General features: G+C 63.7%; 12 protein-coding genes and 2 pseudogenes. 7 read left to right on the forward strand and 7 right to left on the reverse strand.

Annotated features, from left to right (window positions below; genetic code table 11):
* The first annotated feature begins 101 nt into the window (after positions 1-101).
* From pip to QOS90_RS02590, 7 genes are all read left to right on the forward strand, one after another.
* The gene (gene pip / locus QOS90_RS02560; RefSeq protein ID WP_085272261.1) at positions 102-1,073 is read left to right on the forward strand and encodes a prolyl aminopeptidase; all 972 of its coding nucleotides are present in this window, start codon (positions 102-104) and stop codon (positions 1,071-1,073) included.
* Positions 1,070-1,507, forward strand: a complete 438-nt coding sequence (gene dtd, locus QOS90_RS02565) for a D-aminoacyl-tRNA deacylase (protein WP_027592402.1) — start codon at positions 1,070-1,072, stop codon at positions 1,505-1,507. The genes pip and dtd overlap by 4 nt, the downstream gene beginning before the upstream one ends.
* A 262-nt stretch (positions 1,508-1,769) precedes the next feature.
* On the forward strand, positions 1,770-3,494 hold the full coding sequence (locus QOS90_RS02570) for a glucan biosynthesis protein G (protein ID WP_216642083.1): 1,725 nt from the start codon (positions 1,770-1,772) through the stop codon (positions 3,492-3,494).
* A complete protein-coding gene (mdoH, locus tag QOS90_RS02575; protein WP_085272262.1) occupies positions 3,487-6,060 on the forward strand; it encodes a glucans biosynthesis glucosyltransferase MdoH in 2,574 nt (857 codons plus the stop codon). The genes QOS90_RS02570 and mdoH overlap by 8 nt, the downstream gene beginning before the upstream one ends.
* Positions 6,061-6,340: 280 nt before the next feature.
* Entirely contained in the window at positions 6,341-7,138 is a 798-nt protein-coding gene (locus QOS90_RS02580) for a transporter substrate-binding domain-containing protein (protein WP_027592405.1), read from the forward strand.
* A gap of 78 nt (positions 7,139-7,216) precedes the next feature.
* Positions 7,217-8,179 (forward strand): amino acid ABC transporter permease, encoded by a 963-nt coding sequence (locus QOS90_RS02585; protein WP_027592406.1) that lies wholly within the window; start codon positions 7,217-7,219, stop codon positions 8,177-8,179.
* A complete protein-coding gene (locus tag QOS90_RS02590; protein ID WP_027592407.1) occupies positions 8,172-8,906 on the forward strand; it encodes an amino acid ABC transporter ATP-binding protein in 735 nt (244 codons plus the stop codon). The genes QOS90_RS02585 and QOS90_RS02590 overlap by 8 nt, the downstream gene beginning before the upstream one ends.
* Positions 8,907-9,035: 129 nt before the next feature.
* Here the strand turns inward: QOS90_RS02590 and QOS90_RS27535 are convergent, their stop codons facing one another.
* From QOS90_RS27535 to tatB, 7 genes and pseudogenes are all read right to left on the reverse strand, one after another.
* The gene (locus QOS90_RS27535; protein ID WP_371097099.1) at positions 9,036-9,929 is read right to left on the reverse strand and encodes a methyl-accepting chemotaxis protein; all 894 of its coding nucleotides are present in this window, start codon (positions 9,927-9,929) and stop codon (positions 9,036-9,038) included.
* 9 nt (positions 9,930-9,938) lie between these two features.
* Positions 9,939-10,979, reverse strand: a pseudogene (locus QOS90_RS27540) (methyl-accepting chemotaxis protein); the annotation flags it as partial.
* Between the two features lie 245 nt (positions 10,980-11,224).
* The gene (locus QOS90_RS27545) at positions 11,225-12,097 is read right to left on the reverse strand and encodes a methyl-accepting chemotaxis protein (protein WP_371097101.1); all 873 of its coding nucleotides are present in this window, start codon (positions 12,095-12,097) and stop codon (positions 11,225-11,227) included.
* Positions 12,080-13,195: pseudogene (locus QOS90_RS27550) on the reverse strand (methyl-accepting chemotaxis protein); the annotation flags it as partial. The pseudogene QOS90_RS27550 and the gene QOS90_RS27545, both read right to left, overlap by 18 nt.
* 47 nt (positions 13,196-13,242) lie before the next feature.
* Positions 13,243-13,950, reverse strand: a complete 708-nt coding sequence (locus QOS90_RS02605; RefSeq protein ID WP_027592410.1) for a 16S rRNA (uracil(1498)-N(3))-methyltransferase — start codon at positions 13,948-13,950, stop codon at positions 13,243-13,245.
* Positions 13,947-14,735, reverse strand: a complete 789-nt coding sequence (gene tatC / locus QOS90_RS02610) for a twin-arginine translocase subunit TatC (protein WP_027592411.1) — start codon at positions 14,733-14,735, stop codon at positions 13,947-13,949. Before tatC ends, QOS90_RS02605 begins: the two co-directional genes overlap by 4 nt.
* A complete protein-coding gene (tatB, locus tag QOS90_RS02615) occupies positions 14,732-15,118 on the reverse strand; it encodes a Sec-independent protein translocase protein TatB (RefSeq protein WP_027592412.1) in 387 nt (128 codons plus the stop codon). Before tatB ends, tatC begins: the two co-directional genes overlap by 4 nt.
* Positions 15,119-15,120: the final 2 nt, after the last annotated feature.

Genomic DNA, 15,120 nt, shown 5'->3' on the forward strand with positions numbered 1-15,120 from the left:
CGCAAGCGTGATAGGGCCAAGGATGGCAACAGGACATGCTCAAAGCGCAATTCAGGTTTATGATGCCCAACGGCAGACTTAATCCTCACACGGAGTGCGCAATGCAGACCCTCTACCCGCAGATCAAACCCTACGCCCGGCACGATCTGGCCGTGGAAGCGCCGCATGTGCTGTATGTCGACGAAAGTGGCTCGCCGGAAGGTTTGCCCGTGGTATTCATCCACGGTGGCCCGGGCGCCGGTTGTGACGCGCAGAGCCGTTGCTACTTCGACCCCAACCTGTACCGCATCATCACCTTCGACCAGCGCGGCTGTGGCCGCTCCACGCCCCACGCGAGCCTGGAGAACAACACCACCTGGCACCTGGTCGAAGACCTGGAACGCATTCGCAAGCACCTGGGCATCGACAAGTGGATGCTGTTTGGCGGCTCGTGGGGCTCGACCCTGGCCCTGGCCTACGCCCAGACCCACCCCGAGCGTGTGCACGGCCTGATTCTGCGCGGCATCTTCCTGTGCCGCCCCCAGGAAATCGAATGGTTCTACCAGGAAGGCGCCAGCCGCCTGTTCCCCGACTACTGGCAGGACTACATTGCGCCGATCCCGCCAGAAGAGCGCGGCGACCTGGTCAAGGCCTTCCACAAGCGCCTGACCGGCAACGACCAGATCGCCCAGATGCACGCCGCCAAGGCCTGGTCCACCTGGGAAGGCCGTACGGCCACGCTGCGCCCCAACCCGCTGGTGGTCGACCGCTTCTCCGAGCCGCAGCGGGCGCTGTCGATTGCCCGCATCGAATGCCACTATTTCATGAACAATGCCTTCCTCAAGCCGGACCAGCTGATCCGCGACATGCCCAAGATCGCCCACCTGCCGGCGGTGATCGTGCACGGCCGCTACGACGTGATCTGCCCGCTGGACAACGCTTGGGCGCTGCACCAGGCCTGGCCCAACAGTGAGCTGAAAGTCATTCGCGATGCCGGCCATGCGGCCTCCGAGCCCGGCATCACCGATGCCCTGGTGCGCGCCGCCGACCAGATGGCCCGGCGTTTGCTCGACCTGCCCCTGGAAGAAGCATGAAGGGGCTGTTGCAACGCGTGCGTGGCGCGCGGGTAGAGGTGGCCGGCGAGATCGTCGGCGCCGTCGATCAGGGCCTGCTGGTGCTGGTGGCCGTCGAACCTGAAGATACCCGGGAACATGCCGATAAGCTGTTGCACAAGCTGCTTAACTATCGCGTGTTCAGCGACGAGCAGGGCAAGATGAACCTGTCGCTCAAGGATGTCGGGGGCGGTTTGCTGCTGGTGTCGCAGTTCACCTTGGCGGCGGACACGCGCAGCGGCATGCGGCCGGGCTTCTCGACGGCGGCACCGCCTGCCCTCGGTGCCGAGTTGTTCGACTATCTTTTAGCGCAAGCGAAGGGCCAGCACGCCAAGGTGGCCAGTGGGCGCTTCGGTGCGGACATGCAGGTGCACCTGGTCAATGATGGCCCCGTAACATTTATGTTACAAATATGAGCTCAAAAACCCCTTGTTTGTAGGAGAACAAGGGGTTTTGTACGATAAATAGTTAGTCCAGCCTGATGCGTTGTCACGCGACCTGCTGGATAATCGCGCGCTGCATGGACCTGCGTTCGCAGGTTCGTTTCACTCTGACTCGAGCATTGTCTGGATCCGTTTGGGGAATCATTACGCCCTCACGGGGTCCGAACAGTGCTCGCCAACCCGGCATTAGTCGCTGGCCGTTGGTTTCATGATCTGTTTTCGGCGAGGGTTGCTCGTGATTGTTAGTCCCCATAAAGCATCAAGAATCCCCGGCATTCGGCTACGTAAGGCCCTGATGGCCAGTGTGGCACTGGTCGGCCTGATGAACGCGGGCCAGCTGTGGGCATTCAATCTTGACGATGTTGCAGCCAAGGCAAAGGATCTGGCCGGCCAGAAGTACGAAGCACCGAAGAGCAATCTGCCTGCGGTGTTCCGCGACATGAAGTTCGCCGACTACCAGAAGATTCACTTCCTGCAGGAAAAGGCCGAGTGGGCCAAGGACAAGACCCCCTTCAAGCTGTCGTTCTACCACCAGGGCATGCACTTCGACACCCCGGTGAAAATCAACGAAGTCACCGCCACCAAGGTCGAAGAGATCAAGTACGACCCGAGCCGCTTCGAGTTCGGTGACGTGCCGCACGACCCGGAAACCACCAAGAACCTGGGCTATGCCGGTTTCCGCGTGCTTTACCCGATCAACAAGGCCGACAAGCAGGACGAGATCATGACCCTGCTTGGCGCCAGCTATTTCCGCGTGGTCGGCAAGGGCCATGTGTACGGCCTGTCGGCCCGTGGCCTGGCCATCGACACCGCGCTGCCGTCGGGCGAGGAGTTCCCGCGGTTCACCGAGTTCTGGGTCGAGAAGCCGAAGGCTACCGACAAGCACCTGGTGATCTACGCCCTGCTGGACTCGCCGCGCTCCACCGGTGCCTACAAACTGACCCTGCGTCCGGGCAGCGACACCGTGGTCGACGTCAAGTCGCGGGTCTACCTGCGTGACCACGTCAGCCGCCTGGGCATCGCGCCGCTCACCAGCATGTACCTGTTCGGCCCTAACCAGCCTTCCCGGGTCATGAACTACCGCCCGGCCTTGCACGACTCCGAAGGCCTGTCGATCCATGCCGGCAACGGCGAGTGGCTGTGGCGCCCGCTGAACAACCCGAAACACCTGGCCGTGAGCAACTTCAGCGTCGAGAACCCGCGTGGTTTCGGCCTGATGCAGCGTCATCGCGACTTCAAGGACTATGAAGACCTCGATGACAACTACCAGAAGCGCCCAAGCGCCTGGATCGAGCCAAAAGGTGACTGGGGCAAGGGCACCGTCGACCTGGTCGAAATCCCGACTGCCGACGAGACCAACGACAACATCGTGGCCTTCTGGAGCCCAGAGACCCTGCCGGAGCCAGGCAAGCCGTTCGAGTACGACTACCGCCTGCACTGGACCATCCAGGAAGCGCAGTTCCAGGCCCAGGACCTGGCCTCGGTTACCCAGACCCTGCGTTCCACGGGCGACGTCAAACAGTCCAACCTGATCCGTCAGCCTGACGGCAGCGTGGCGTTCATCGTCGACTTCGCCGGTGCCAACCTGGCAGCCCTGCCAGAAGACGCCGCGGTACGTAGCCAGGTCAGCGTCGGCGACAACGCCGAGGTGGTCGAGAACAACCTGCGCTATAACCCAGAGAGCAAAGGCTGGCGCCTGACCCTGCGGTTGAAGGTCAAGGAAGCCAACAAATCGACGGAAATGCGCGCTGCGCTGGTGCGCGACGTGCCTGTCGAGCCTGCCAAGCCTGCTGCCAAGGACGCCAAGCAGGACAAGGCCGCTGCCAAGCATGCCAAGGCCGAGAAAGACGCCAAGGCCGAACAACCTGCCGCCGATGCGGCGTCCACCAACGGTACCCCGGCCACCACCGAAAAAGTGCTGACCGAGACCTGGACCTATCAGTTGCCTGCCGATGAGTAACTCAAGCGCAAGGCCGGTATCGCTTGGCGAATACCTGGCCCACCTCCCACTGAGCGATGAGCAGCGCGCGGAACTCGCCAGCTGCACCTCGTTCAGTGAGCTGCACCAACGCCTGGCGGCCAACCCGGCCGCCAACGCCACCGAGGCCGTGCAGGCTTCGGTGGGCCCGCGGTTGACCGTGGGCAGCGCCGCCGAACTTGAAGACGCCGAAATGCTCGGCGTCGACGGCAGCGGCCGGCTGTGCCTGAAAATCGCACCGCCGATCAAGCGCACCCGTGTCGTGCCCGAGCCTTGGCGCACCAACGTGCTGATTCGCATGTGGCGCCGCATGACCGGGCGCACCAACGCGCCGCAGCCAGAGCAGCGCGAGCTGCCCAAGGCCCGCTGGCGCACGGTCGGCTCGATCCGCCGTTATATCCTGCTGACCCTGATGATCGGCCAGACCATCGTTGCCGGCTGGTACATGAAGGGCATCCTGCCGTACCAGGGCTGGTCGTTCGTCGACCTCGACGAGGTGGTCAACCAGCCGCTGTGGGATACCGTCGTGCAGGTCTGGCCGTATGCCTTGCAGACGTCCATCCTGATTCTGTTCGGCATCCTGTTCTGCTGGGTGTCGGCGGGCTTCTGGACCGCGTTGATGGGCTTCCTCGAGCTGCTCACCGGTCGCGACAAGTACCGCATTTCCGGCAGCAGTGCCGGCAATGAGCCGATCGCGCCCGAGGCACGCACCGCGCTGGTCATGCCGATTTGCAACGAAGATGTGCCGCGTGTGTTCGCCGGCCTGCGGGCAACGTTCGAGTCGGTGGCCGCCAGCGGCAACCTCGACCGTTTCGACTTCTTCGTGCTCAGCGACACCAACGACACCGACATCGCCGTGGCCGAGCAACAGGCCTGGCTGGACGTGTGCCGCGAGACCAAAGGCTTTGGCCGCATCTTCTACCGCCGCCGACGGCGCCGGGTGAAGCGCAAGAGCGGCAACCTCGACGACTTCTGCCGTCGCTGGGGTGGCGAGTACAAGTACATGGTCGTGCTCGACGCCGACAGCGTCATGAGCGGCGAGTGCCTGAGCAGCCTGGTGCGCCTGATGGAGGCCAACCCGGACGCCGGCATCATCCAGACCGCGCCCAAGGCGTCGGGCATGGACACCCTGTATGCGCGCATGCAGCAGTTCGCCACCCGCGTGTATGGGCCGCTGTTCACCGCCGGCCTGCACTTCTGGCAGCTGGGCGAGTCGCACTACTGGGGCCACAACGCGATCATCCGCATGAAGCCGTTCATCGAGCACTGCGCCTTGGCGCCGTTGCCGGGCAAGGGTGCGTTCGCCGGTGCGATCCTCTCGCACGACTTCGTCGAAGCCGCGCTGATGCGCCGTGCCGGCTGGGGCGTGTGGATTGCCTATGACCTGCCGGGCAGTTACGAAGAGCTGCCGCCGAACCTGCTCGACGAGCTCAAGCGCGACCGCCGCTGGTGCCACGGCAACCTGATGAACTTCCGCCTGTTCCTGGTCAAGGGCATGCACCCGGTGCACCGTGCGGTGTTCCTCACCGGCGTGATGTCGTACTTGTCGGCGCCGTTGTGGTTCTTCTTCCTGGTGCTGTCGACGGCGCTGCTGGCGACCAACACCTTGATGGAGCCGCAGTACTTCATCGAGCCGTACCAGCTTTACCCGCTGTGGCCGCAATGGCACCCGGAGAAGGCCGTCGCGCTGTTCTCCACCACCATCGTGCTGCTGTTCCTGCCCAAGCTGCTCAGCATCATCCTGATCTGGGCCAAGGGCGCGGTCGAGTTTGGCGGGCGCATCAAGGTTACCCTGTCGATGCTGATGGAGATGCTGTTCTCCATGCTGCTGGCGCCGGTGCGCATGATCTTCCACACCCGCTTCGTGCTGGCCGCGTTCCTCGGCTGGGCCGCGACCTGGAACTCGCCGCAGCGTGACGACGACTCCACGCCGTGGAGCGAGGCTGTGCGCCGCCATGGCCCGCAAACCCTGCTGGGCTTTGCCTGGGCAGCGCTGGTGGCCTGGCTGAACCCGAGCTTCCTGTGGTGGCTGGCGCCGATCGTGGGTTCGCTGGTGCTGTCAATCCCGGTGTCGGTGATTTCCAGCCGTACCCGCCTGGGCCTGGCGGCCAAGGACGAGAAGCTGTTCCTGATCCCTGAGGAATACGCCACGCCGCAAGAGCTGCTGGCAACCGACCAGTACACCCACGAAAACCGCTGGCATGCCCTGCATGACGGCTTCGTGCGGGCAGTGGTCGACCCACGGCAGAACGCCCTGGCCTGCGCCATGGCGACAGCTCGCCATGGCCAGGCAGCGCCGATCGAAGCGCTGCGTGCCGAGCGTGTGGCCAAGGCGCTGGAAGTGGGCCCGCAAGGGCTCGACCTCAGCACCCGCCTGGCCTTGCTCAGCGACCCGGTTGCCTTGTCGCGCCTGCATGAGCAGGTCTGGGCTGGGCACAACGCGGCGTGGATCGATGTGTGGCGTGCGTCGATCGACAACGACCCGCACTCGCCGTTGTTGCCGTTGCATCCAGAGAATGAAGGCCAACCGGCACTCGTCGGCGCCTGATAGACCCCGGGGGCCGCACTGCGGCCCATTCGCCGGCAAGCCGGCTCCCACCGGTACGCCACAAGCCTTGAGCTATGTGGGGCCCTGTGGGAGCCGGCTTGCCGGCGATGGGGGTTACCCAATCTTCCCGCTACCTATGGATTTTGGCCAACAAAGTCCCCCCCAGCTCTAGGTCCCCGGGCCGCCATGCGTTAGCATCCCTCTCCGATAGAACGCTTCGGCCGTACGGCCGTGCCAACAATAAGATTTGCTTCTTTTCTTGCTAGGGGACTTGGTGATGATCAAGAAATACCTTTCGCGACTGCTGGTCGGTGTCACCGCCCTGGTCGCGGTCTCGGCAGCCCAGGCTGGCGCCATCGAAGACGCGGTCAAGCGCGGCACCCTGAAAGTGGGCATGGACCCTACCTACATGCCGTTCCAGATGACCAACAAGCGTGGCGAGATCATCGGCTTCGAAGTCGATATCCTCAAGGCCATGGCCAAGTCCATGGGCGTCAAGCTGGAGACGGTCTCCACCGCCTATGACGGCATCATCCCAGCCCTGCTGACCAACAAGTTCGACATGATCGGCAGCGGCATGACCCTGACCCAGGAACGCAACCTGCGCCTGAACTTCAGCGAACCCTTCATCGTGGTCGGCCAGACCCTGCTGATCCGCAAGGAGCTGGCAGGCGAGATCAAGACCTACAAAGACCTGAACAACGAGAAGTACCGCATCACCTCCAAGCTCGGCACCACCGGCGAGATGGTTTCCAAGAAGCTGATCGGCAAAGCCAAGTACCACGGTTATGACAACGAGCAGGAAGCGGTGATGGACGTGGTCAACGGCAAGGCCGATGCCTTCGTCTACGATGCCCCGTACAACGTGGTGGCGGTGGAAAAGGCCGGCGCTGGCAAGCTGCTGTTCCTCGAAGAACCCTTCACCTACGAGCCACTGGCGTTCGGCCTGAAGAAGGGCGATTACGACAGCATCAACTTCATCAACAACTTCCTGCACCAGATCAAGCATGACGGGACCTACGATCGTATCCACGACAAGTGGTTCAAGAACAAGGACTGGCTGAAGGAAATGGAATAAGGCCCAGGCCACAAGCCCAGCCTTTGACCCCAACGCGCAGGCAAACCCTGCGCGTTCGCATTTACGGAAGTACCCCACGTGATCAAACACAAAAAAGCCCAGTGGCCCTGGCACGCGCTGACCGCGCTGGTGTTGGTGGGCCTGGCGGTCAGCCTGTACCTGGCCACCTCGATGATGTCTTACGAGTGGCGCTGGAACCGCGTCCCGCAGTACTTTGCCTACCAGGCCGAAGAAGCCCAGCGCGCGGCCGGCTACGGCACCGTGCAGGACATCGTCGTTTCCGGTGACACTGCCCGCGTAACGCTGAAAGAAGAAGGGGGCGCCGAGCAGGTGCTCGACGTCGACAGCAACAGCCTGCTGCTGAGCCGTGGCGATGATGTTGCTGAGGGCGACCAGATCGGTGTTACCCGCCACTGGGCGGCCGGCCCGTTGGCGTGGGGCCTGTGGACCACGTTGTGGCTGTCGGTGGTGTCCGGTGCCCTGGGCCTGGTGATCGGCCTGTTCGCGGGCCTGTGCCGGCTGTCGAACAACCCGACCCTGCGTGACCTGTCGACCGTTTACGTCGAACTGGTGCGCGGCACACCGCTGCTGGTACAGATTTTCATCTTCTACTTCTTCATCGGCACTGTGCTCAACCTGTCCCGCGAGTTCGCCGGGGTGGCTGCGCTGGCGCTGTTCACCGGCGCCTATGTCGCCGAGATCGTGCGTGCCGGCGTGCAGTCGATTGCCCGCGGCCAGAACGAGGCGGCCCGTTCGCTGGGCTTGAACGCCAGCCAGTCGATGCGCCACGTGATCCTGCCCCAGGCCTTCAAGCGTGTGCTGCCGCCCTTGGCTGGCCAGTTCATCAGCCTGGTCAAGGACACCTCGCTGGTGTCGGTAATTGCCATTACCGAACTGACCAAGAGCGGCCGCGAGGCCATCACCACCTCGTTCTCGACGTTCGAGATCTGGTTCTGCGTGGCAGGCTTGTACCTGCTGATCAACCTGCCGCTGTCGCATTTGGCCAGCCGGCTCGAGCGGAGGCTTGCGCAAAGTGATTGAAGTCCGTGATCTGGTAAAAGTCTTCGACACCCGCGGCCACGTCGTGCGTGCGGTGGACAACGTCACCACGCGCGTGGCCAAGGCCGAAGTGGTGGTGGTGCTTGGCCCCTCGGGGTCGGGCAAGTCGACCTTCCTGCGCTGCCTCAACGGCCTGGAGCATTTCGACGAAGGCGTTGTCGCCATCGATGGCTTGCAACTGGCCGACCCGAAGACCGACATCAACGCCTACCGCCGCGAAGTCGGCATGGTGTTCCAGCATTTCAACCTGTTCCCGCACATGACCGTGCTGGAAAACCTGTGCCTGGCGCAAAAAGTCGTGCGCAAGCGCGGCAAGGCCGAGCGCGAGGCCAAGGCCCGTGCGCTGCTGGAAAAAGTAGGTATTTCGCAGAAAGCCAACGAGTACCCGTCGCGACTCTCTGGCGGCCAGCAGCAGCGGGTGGCGATCGCCCGCGCCCTGGCGATGGAGCCGAAGGTGATGCTGTTCGACGAGCCGACCTCGGCGCTCGACCCGGAAATGGTCGGCGAGGTGCTGGACGTGATGAAGACCCTGGCCCAGGAAGGCATGACCATGGTCTGCGTCACCCACGAAATGGGCTTTGCCCGTGAAGTGGCGGACCGGGTGCTGTTCTTCGATCACGGCAAGTTGCTGGAAGATGCCTCACCGGCGCAGTTCTTCGATGCACCGAAGGACCCGCGCGCGCAGGCGTTTCTGCGTCAGGTACTGTAACGACAGCCCTGTAGGAGCAGCCTTGTGCTGCGAAGAGGCCGGTAAGCGCTGCGAAGATCACGGGTAGTCTACCGGCCTCTTCGCAGCACAAGGCTGCTCCTACAGGGAGGCGCATGAACACAAGCAGTATTAAAGGCTGAACCGCCCCACCATCCCCCGCAACTGCCGCCCCAACTGCTCCAGCTCCCCGCTCGACGCCGCCGTCTGTTCACTGGCCGCGCTAGTCTGGTCCGACACATCGCGCACATTCAGCACACTGCGGTTGATCTGCTCGGCCACCACGCTTTGCTCTTCACTGGCCGTGGCGATCTGCTGGTTCATGCCCTGAATACTCGACACCGTGTCGGTGATCTGCCCCAGCGCATGCCCGGCTTTGCGGCTCAGCTCTACGCTCTGCTCGGTCAGGCTCTTGCTGCTGTCCAGTAAACGGTTCACTTCGTCAGTACCGCTGTGCAGGCTGTCGATCAGCTGCCCAATCTCTTCGGTTGCCGTAGAGGTACGCTGGGCCAAACCCCGCACCTCATCGGCCACCACGGCAAAGCCACGCCCGGCTTCACCAGCCCGTGCCGCTTCGATCGCCGCGTTCAAGGCAAGCAGGTTGGTCTGTTCGGACACCGACTTGATCACATCTAGGATGCTGCCAATGCGTTGGCTCTCGCCCGCCAGGTGCTGCATGGCCGCCAGGCAATGGTCCATCTGCCCGGCCAGTTGCTCAATGCGGCCGATGGCTTCGGCCACCACCTGATCGCCCATCTGCGCCTGCTGGTCGGCGTTGGTCGCGGCCATGGAGGCCTGCTCGGCATTTTGCGCGACTTCCTGCACGGTCGCGCTCATCTGGTTCATGGCGGTGGCCACCTGGTCAGTTTCTTCGCGTTGCTGGCTGATGCGCAGCTTGGTGTCTTCGCTGCTGGCCGCCAGCTGTGAGGCCGCCTGCGACAGGTGGCCGACACCCTGGTCGATGCCGCCGATCAGCTCGCGCAGGCTCACGGTCATGTCGCGCATGCTGGACTGCAACTGGCCCATCTCGTCGCGGCGCAGCACCGGCTCGACCTGGCTCAGGTCGCCCTTGGCGATACGGGCGGCCAAGGTCAGCGTCTGGCGCAGCGGTTGGGTGATCTGCAAGGTGATCAGCCAGGCGGCGAGCACGCCGACCAGCAGCGCCAGTACGGCCACGCTGGTCAGCAACGAGCGGGCGGCCAGGGCTTCGCTGTCGCGTTGTTCGACTTTGCGCTCGCCCAGCTCCACGCTCACGGCGCTGAGTTCATCGCCCATCTTTTCCATGTTGCCTTGCAACTGCTCGACCCGTATGGCGACGCTGCGGTACTGGTCCAGGCTGGCGCGGTAGTTGGCCAGTTCGGTGCCGGGTTGTTCGGTCAATGTGCGCGACAGGCCCAAGGGCGCAAGGTCCTTGAGCAACTGCCCCAGGCTGCTGTCGGCGGCATTCAAGGCAGCATCACCGACCTTGGCGAAGTCTTCGACGGGCGAGAAGGTATACGCCGGCACCAGGCTCTGCTGGTTGGCAACGTCGACGTGACGGCTAAGGGTGTCCATCAGGCCCAATAGGCCGCTTTGCCGGCTATCGTCGGGCATCTTCAGCAAAGCCTGGGTCTGCAGCTCATCGATGACGTCGTTGAGTTTCTGTTCTTGTGCCTGCATCGCGTCGCGCCGCGCTTGGCGTTGGCCGACCAGGCGTTGCAGTTCAGCGAAGTCGTCGCGCACACGCTGCAGCAGCTGCAGTTTCTGGGTGAGCATCTGGCGTGAGTCATCGACGTTGCTGCGCTGCTGCAGGGTGCTCAGCATGCCTTCCAGCTGATCGAGGATGCGCACGATACGCGATTTGCTGGCGTCATCACTGAGCACGCGGTAGGTGATGCGCTCTGCGCGAAGGTCTTTGACCAGATCGTTGATCAGGCCGATTTCGCTGAGTTGTTCCGAACGGCTGATGGCGCCATCCAGCGCGCGCCAACCGCTGAGGGTGGTGGCCAGGGTAAGCAGCAAGACCACGGCGAAGCCGAGGGCGAGCTTGGCGCCGACACCGATGTTGCCGAGCCTGCGGTTAAGGTAACCGAGCATGGTGAGTCTCCGTCCATTTGAGAGAGGTCATGCGGGCACAATGCCGGCATGACACTCCTGCCCATCGGCAGCGGAGGTGTAGGACTTGACCTGAAAAGCAGGTAGGAAATTTCGCTGTAACTGGTAGGAAGGCTCTGCCTGTACCGGCCTCTTCGCGGGTGAACCCGCTCCCACAGGGGTAGCGCTTTACCTGTAGGAGCGGGTTTACCCGCGAAGAGGCGAGCACACGCGCCGAAAATCGCTGATCAGAGCCGGAACCGTCCGACCAACCCCTGGAGGTGCGTACCCAACCGCGCCAACTCGACACTGGAACTGGCCGTCTCTTCACTGGCCGCCGACGTCTGGTCAGAGATGTCCCGCACATTCATCACGCTGCGGTTGATCTCCTCGGCCACGGCCGTCTGTTCCTCTGCCGCCGTGGCAATTTGCTGGTTCATCGCCTGGATCGACGACACGGTCCGGGTGATGGTCTCCAGCGAGCCGCCTGCGCGGCGGGTCAGTTCTACGCTGCTGTCGGTCAGCTGGCGGCTGTTGTCCATCACGCTGGCCACGCGCTGGGTGCCGCTTTGCAGGCCGGCAATCAACTCTTCGATTTCTTCGGTCGACTGCTGCGTGCGCTGGGCCAGGCTGCGCACTTCGTCGGCCACCACGGCAAAGCCCCGCCCGGCTTCACCTGCGCGTGCCGCTTCGATTGCCGCGTTAAGGGCCAGCAGGTTGGTCTGCTGGGCCACCGACTTGATCACATCAAGGACGCTGCCGATCTTGTCGCTCTCGGCCTTGAGCTGGTTCATCGCTTCGCTGGAGTTGGCCACTTCGCAGGCCAGGCGTTCGATCTGCGCTACCGCTTCGCCCACCACCCGGTCGCCCTCGCGGGCCTGCTGGTCGGCCATCAGAGCCGCTTCCGAGGCCTGCTCGGCGCTACGCGCCACCTCGTGCACGGTGGCGGTCATCTGGTTCATGGCCGTCGCCACCTGGTCGGTCTCGACCTTCTGGTTGTTGACCCCGGCGCTGGTCTGCTCGGTGACCGCCGACAGCTCTTCGGCAGCGCTGGCGATTTGCGTGACGCCGTCGCCGATGCCGCCGATCAGTTCGCGCAAGCCTTGGGTCATGCGCTGCATGCTGGCCTGCAGTTGGCCCAGCTCGTCGCGGCGCTGCACCTGCAGGTCATGGCTTAGGTCGCCATTGGCCACGCGCTCTGCAGCGCTGAGGGTCTGGCGCAGCGGGATGATGATCTGCCGGGTAATCGCCCAGGCCGCCAGCAGGCCTAGGACTAAGGCCAAGGCGGTGGCGGCGGCGAGTAAGGTTTTGGCCTGGGTGGCGCCAGCGTCGCGCACTGCGGTTTGCGACGTGGTCATCGCCTGGCTGGCTTGCAGCAACACCGTGCCTTGGTCAGCCATGTGTTGCAGCGCTTGCTCGCTGGCCGTCTGCGCGTTGCTGAACTGGTTGACCGCATCACGGTAGCCGGCCATGGCGGTGGCGGCATCGTCAAGGCTGGCGGCATGCTCTGCCGGCACCTTGGCGGGCAGTGCCTTGAGTTCGGCCAGGGCTGCGTCGATGGCCTTCAGTGCGGTCTGTTGGAACTCGGCGTTGCCGCTGTAGGTATAACCGCGGACCTGGAAGCGCGCCTGTTGCAGCAGCGCACTTACCTCGACCGCATACTGGTATTGCGCGATGTCGCCCCCTTTCAGCAGGCCCCGCTGCACGCGGCCGACCAGCTCGACGGCCTTGTCGGCACTGTCGCCGAGCACACTACGGCTGGCCTCGCGGCGCTGGCCGGCCTGCTTCAGGTCGTTGAACGCTTGCTGGTAAATGCGCACCGCCTCGCGTTGTTGTTCGAGGCGCTGACGGTCGGCGGGGTGGTCGATCTGGCCCAGCATCAACGTCACTTGGCGATCGAGGTTGGCCAGGGCCTTTTCCAGCTCGGCGACGGCGGCGTCATCGCGGTTGCGCTGGTAATGCTGGCGGGCGATGCGCAGTTCTTGGGTGTACTGCTGGATCACCGAAATATTGCCCAGCTTGTCACCGCGGTCGATGACGCTGTCCAGGCCGTGCCAGCCGGTCAGGGTAATGGCCAGGGTCAGGAGCAATACCAGGCCAAAGCCTAGCCCTAGCTTGCGATTGACGCTTACGTTCCCCAGCGAGTGGGCTAACCATCGGTACATGTTCGACTCTCCGGTAACTTGGCAGCACGGATAATTATTGTGTTGCCAAGGCATCGGCCTGGGAGAGAGAAACTTGATGGGGGAAAAGACTGACTGATGCGTCAGAAAATGCGCGACAGCAGCGCGGTCACGGCAGTCTCCACGCGCAGGATGCGCTCGCCCAGTTGCACCGGTGCCAGGCCAGCCTTGCCCAGCAGCTCGACCTCGTAGGGGATCCAGCCGCCCTCGGGGCCAATGGCCAGGGTCACCGTTTGTTCGACGGCGCGCGGGCAGGCGGGGTAGGGGCCCGGGTGGCCCACCAGGCCCAGCGTGCCTTCGGCAATGGCGGGCAGGCGGTCTTCGACGAAGGGCTTGAAGCGCTTCTCGATGATCACCTCGGGCAGCACGGTGTCGCGTGCCTGCTCCAGGCCCAGGATGAGGTTTTCACGAATGCTGTCGGGGTTGAGGAACGGCGTTTGCCAGAAGCTCTTCTCGACCTTGTAGCTGTTCACCAGGATCAGGCGCGGTACACCCAGCGTGGCAATGGTCTGGAACAGCCGGCGCAGCATTTTTGGCCGCGGCACGGCCAGCACCAGGGTCAGCGGCAGCTTGGCGGGCGGTGGCTGGTCGAAGCCGACGTGCAGTTCTGCCTCATGGCCTTCCAGGCGCACCACGGTGGCGCGGCCCATCAAGCCGTTGACCTGGCCGACGCGCAGGCTATCGCCCACCGCGACCTTGTGGATCTCCTGCATGTGGGTGAAACGCCGGTCGGCCAGCACCACGCGGTCGGCCGCGATGAAATCGGCTTCTTCAAGTAGCAGCAGGTTCACGGTTGCGTCGCTGGCGGCTGGTCGTTGTGATCGTTGGCCGCTTCATCGTGCGCGCCGCGCTTGCGGATCAGGCTGCCACACAGCACGCCGACCTCAAACAACAGCCACATGGGCACGGCCAGCAGGGTCTGCGAGAAGATGTCTGGCGGGGTCAGGACCATGCCGACCACGAAGCAGCCGATGATCACGTAGGGGCGAACCTTCTTCAGGTACTTCACGTCGACCACGCCGATCCACACCAGCAGCACCACGGCGACCGGGATCTCGAAGGCGACGCCAAAGGCGAAGAACAGGGTCATGACGAAGTCGAGGTAGCTGGCGATGTCGGTCATCATCGACACACCCTCGGGCGTGGCGCTGGCGAAGAAGCCGAAAATCAGCGGGAACACCAGGAAATAGGCGAAGGCCATGCCGGCGTAGAACAGGAAGATGCTCGACACCAGCAGGGGTATGGCAATGCGTTTTTCGTGGCGATACAGCCCAGGTGCGATAAAGCCCCAGATCTGCTGAAGGATGAACGGGATCGCCAGGAACAGCGAAACGATCATGGTCAGCTTGAACGGCGTGAGGAACGGCGAGGCCACGTCGGTGGCGATCATCGTTGCATTGGCCGGCAGGTGGTCGCGCAGCGGCGCGGACACCAAGGTGTAGATCTGCTGGGCGAAAGAGAACAACCCGGCAAAGATCAGGAAGATGACGGCGACACAGCGCAACAGGCGGGTGCGCAGTTCAGTCAGGTGCGAGACCAGCGGCATGGGCTGGTCGTGTTCCGGATTTTCGCTCATGGGGCTCGCGGCGGTTGTGGCGGTTCAGAGGGGGCGGCCGGCGCTGTCGGGGCGGCCGGCGTAGCGTCTGGCGTGGCTTCGAGCCCAGCGGGCGGCTGCACCGTGGCCGTGGTGACAGGGGGCTGCACCGGCGGCGTCTGGGGGTTGAGGATGCGCCGGGCTTGCTCTTCCATTTGCAGGATGTGCTCGTTGTGCAGCTGGCGACGGATATCGTCGGCACCGATCTCGCGCTCGACTTCCATCTTGATGCTGTTGAAGCTGCGCTTGAGGCGGCCGATCCACAGCCCTGCCGTGCGGGCGGCGCCCGGCAGGCGCTCGGGGCCGAGCACCAGCAAGGCGACAAGGCCTACCAGCAGCAACTCACTGAAACTGATGCCGAACATGG

The organism is Pseudomonas sp. LAIL14HWK12:I10 (genome assembly GCF_900184205.1).
Lineage (GTDB): Bacteria > Pseudomonadota > Gammaproteobacteria > Pseudomonadales > Pseudomonadaceae > Aquipseudomonas > Aquipseudomonas kermanshahensis.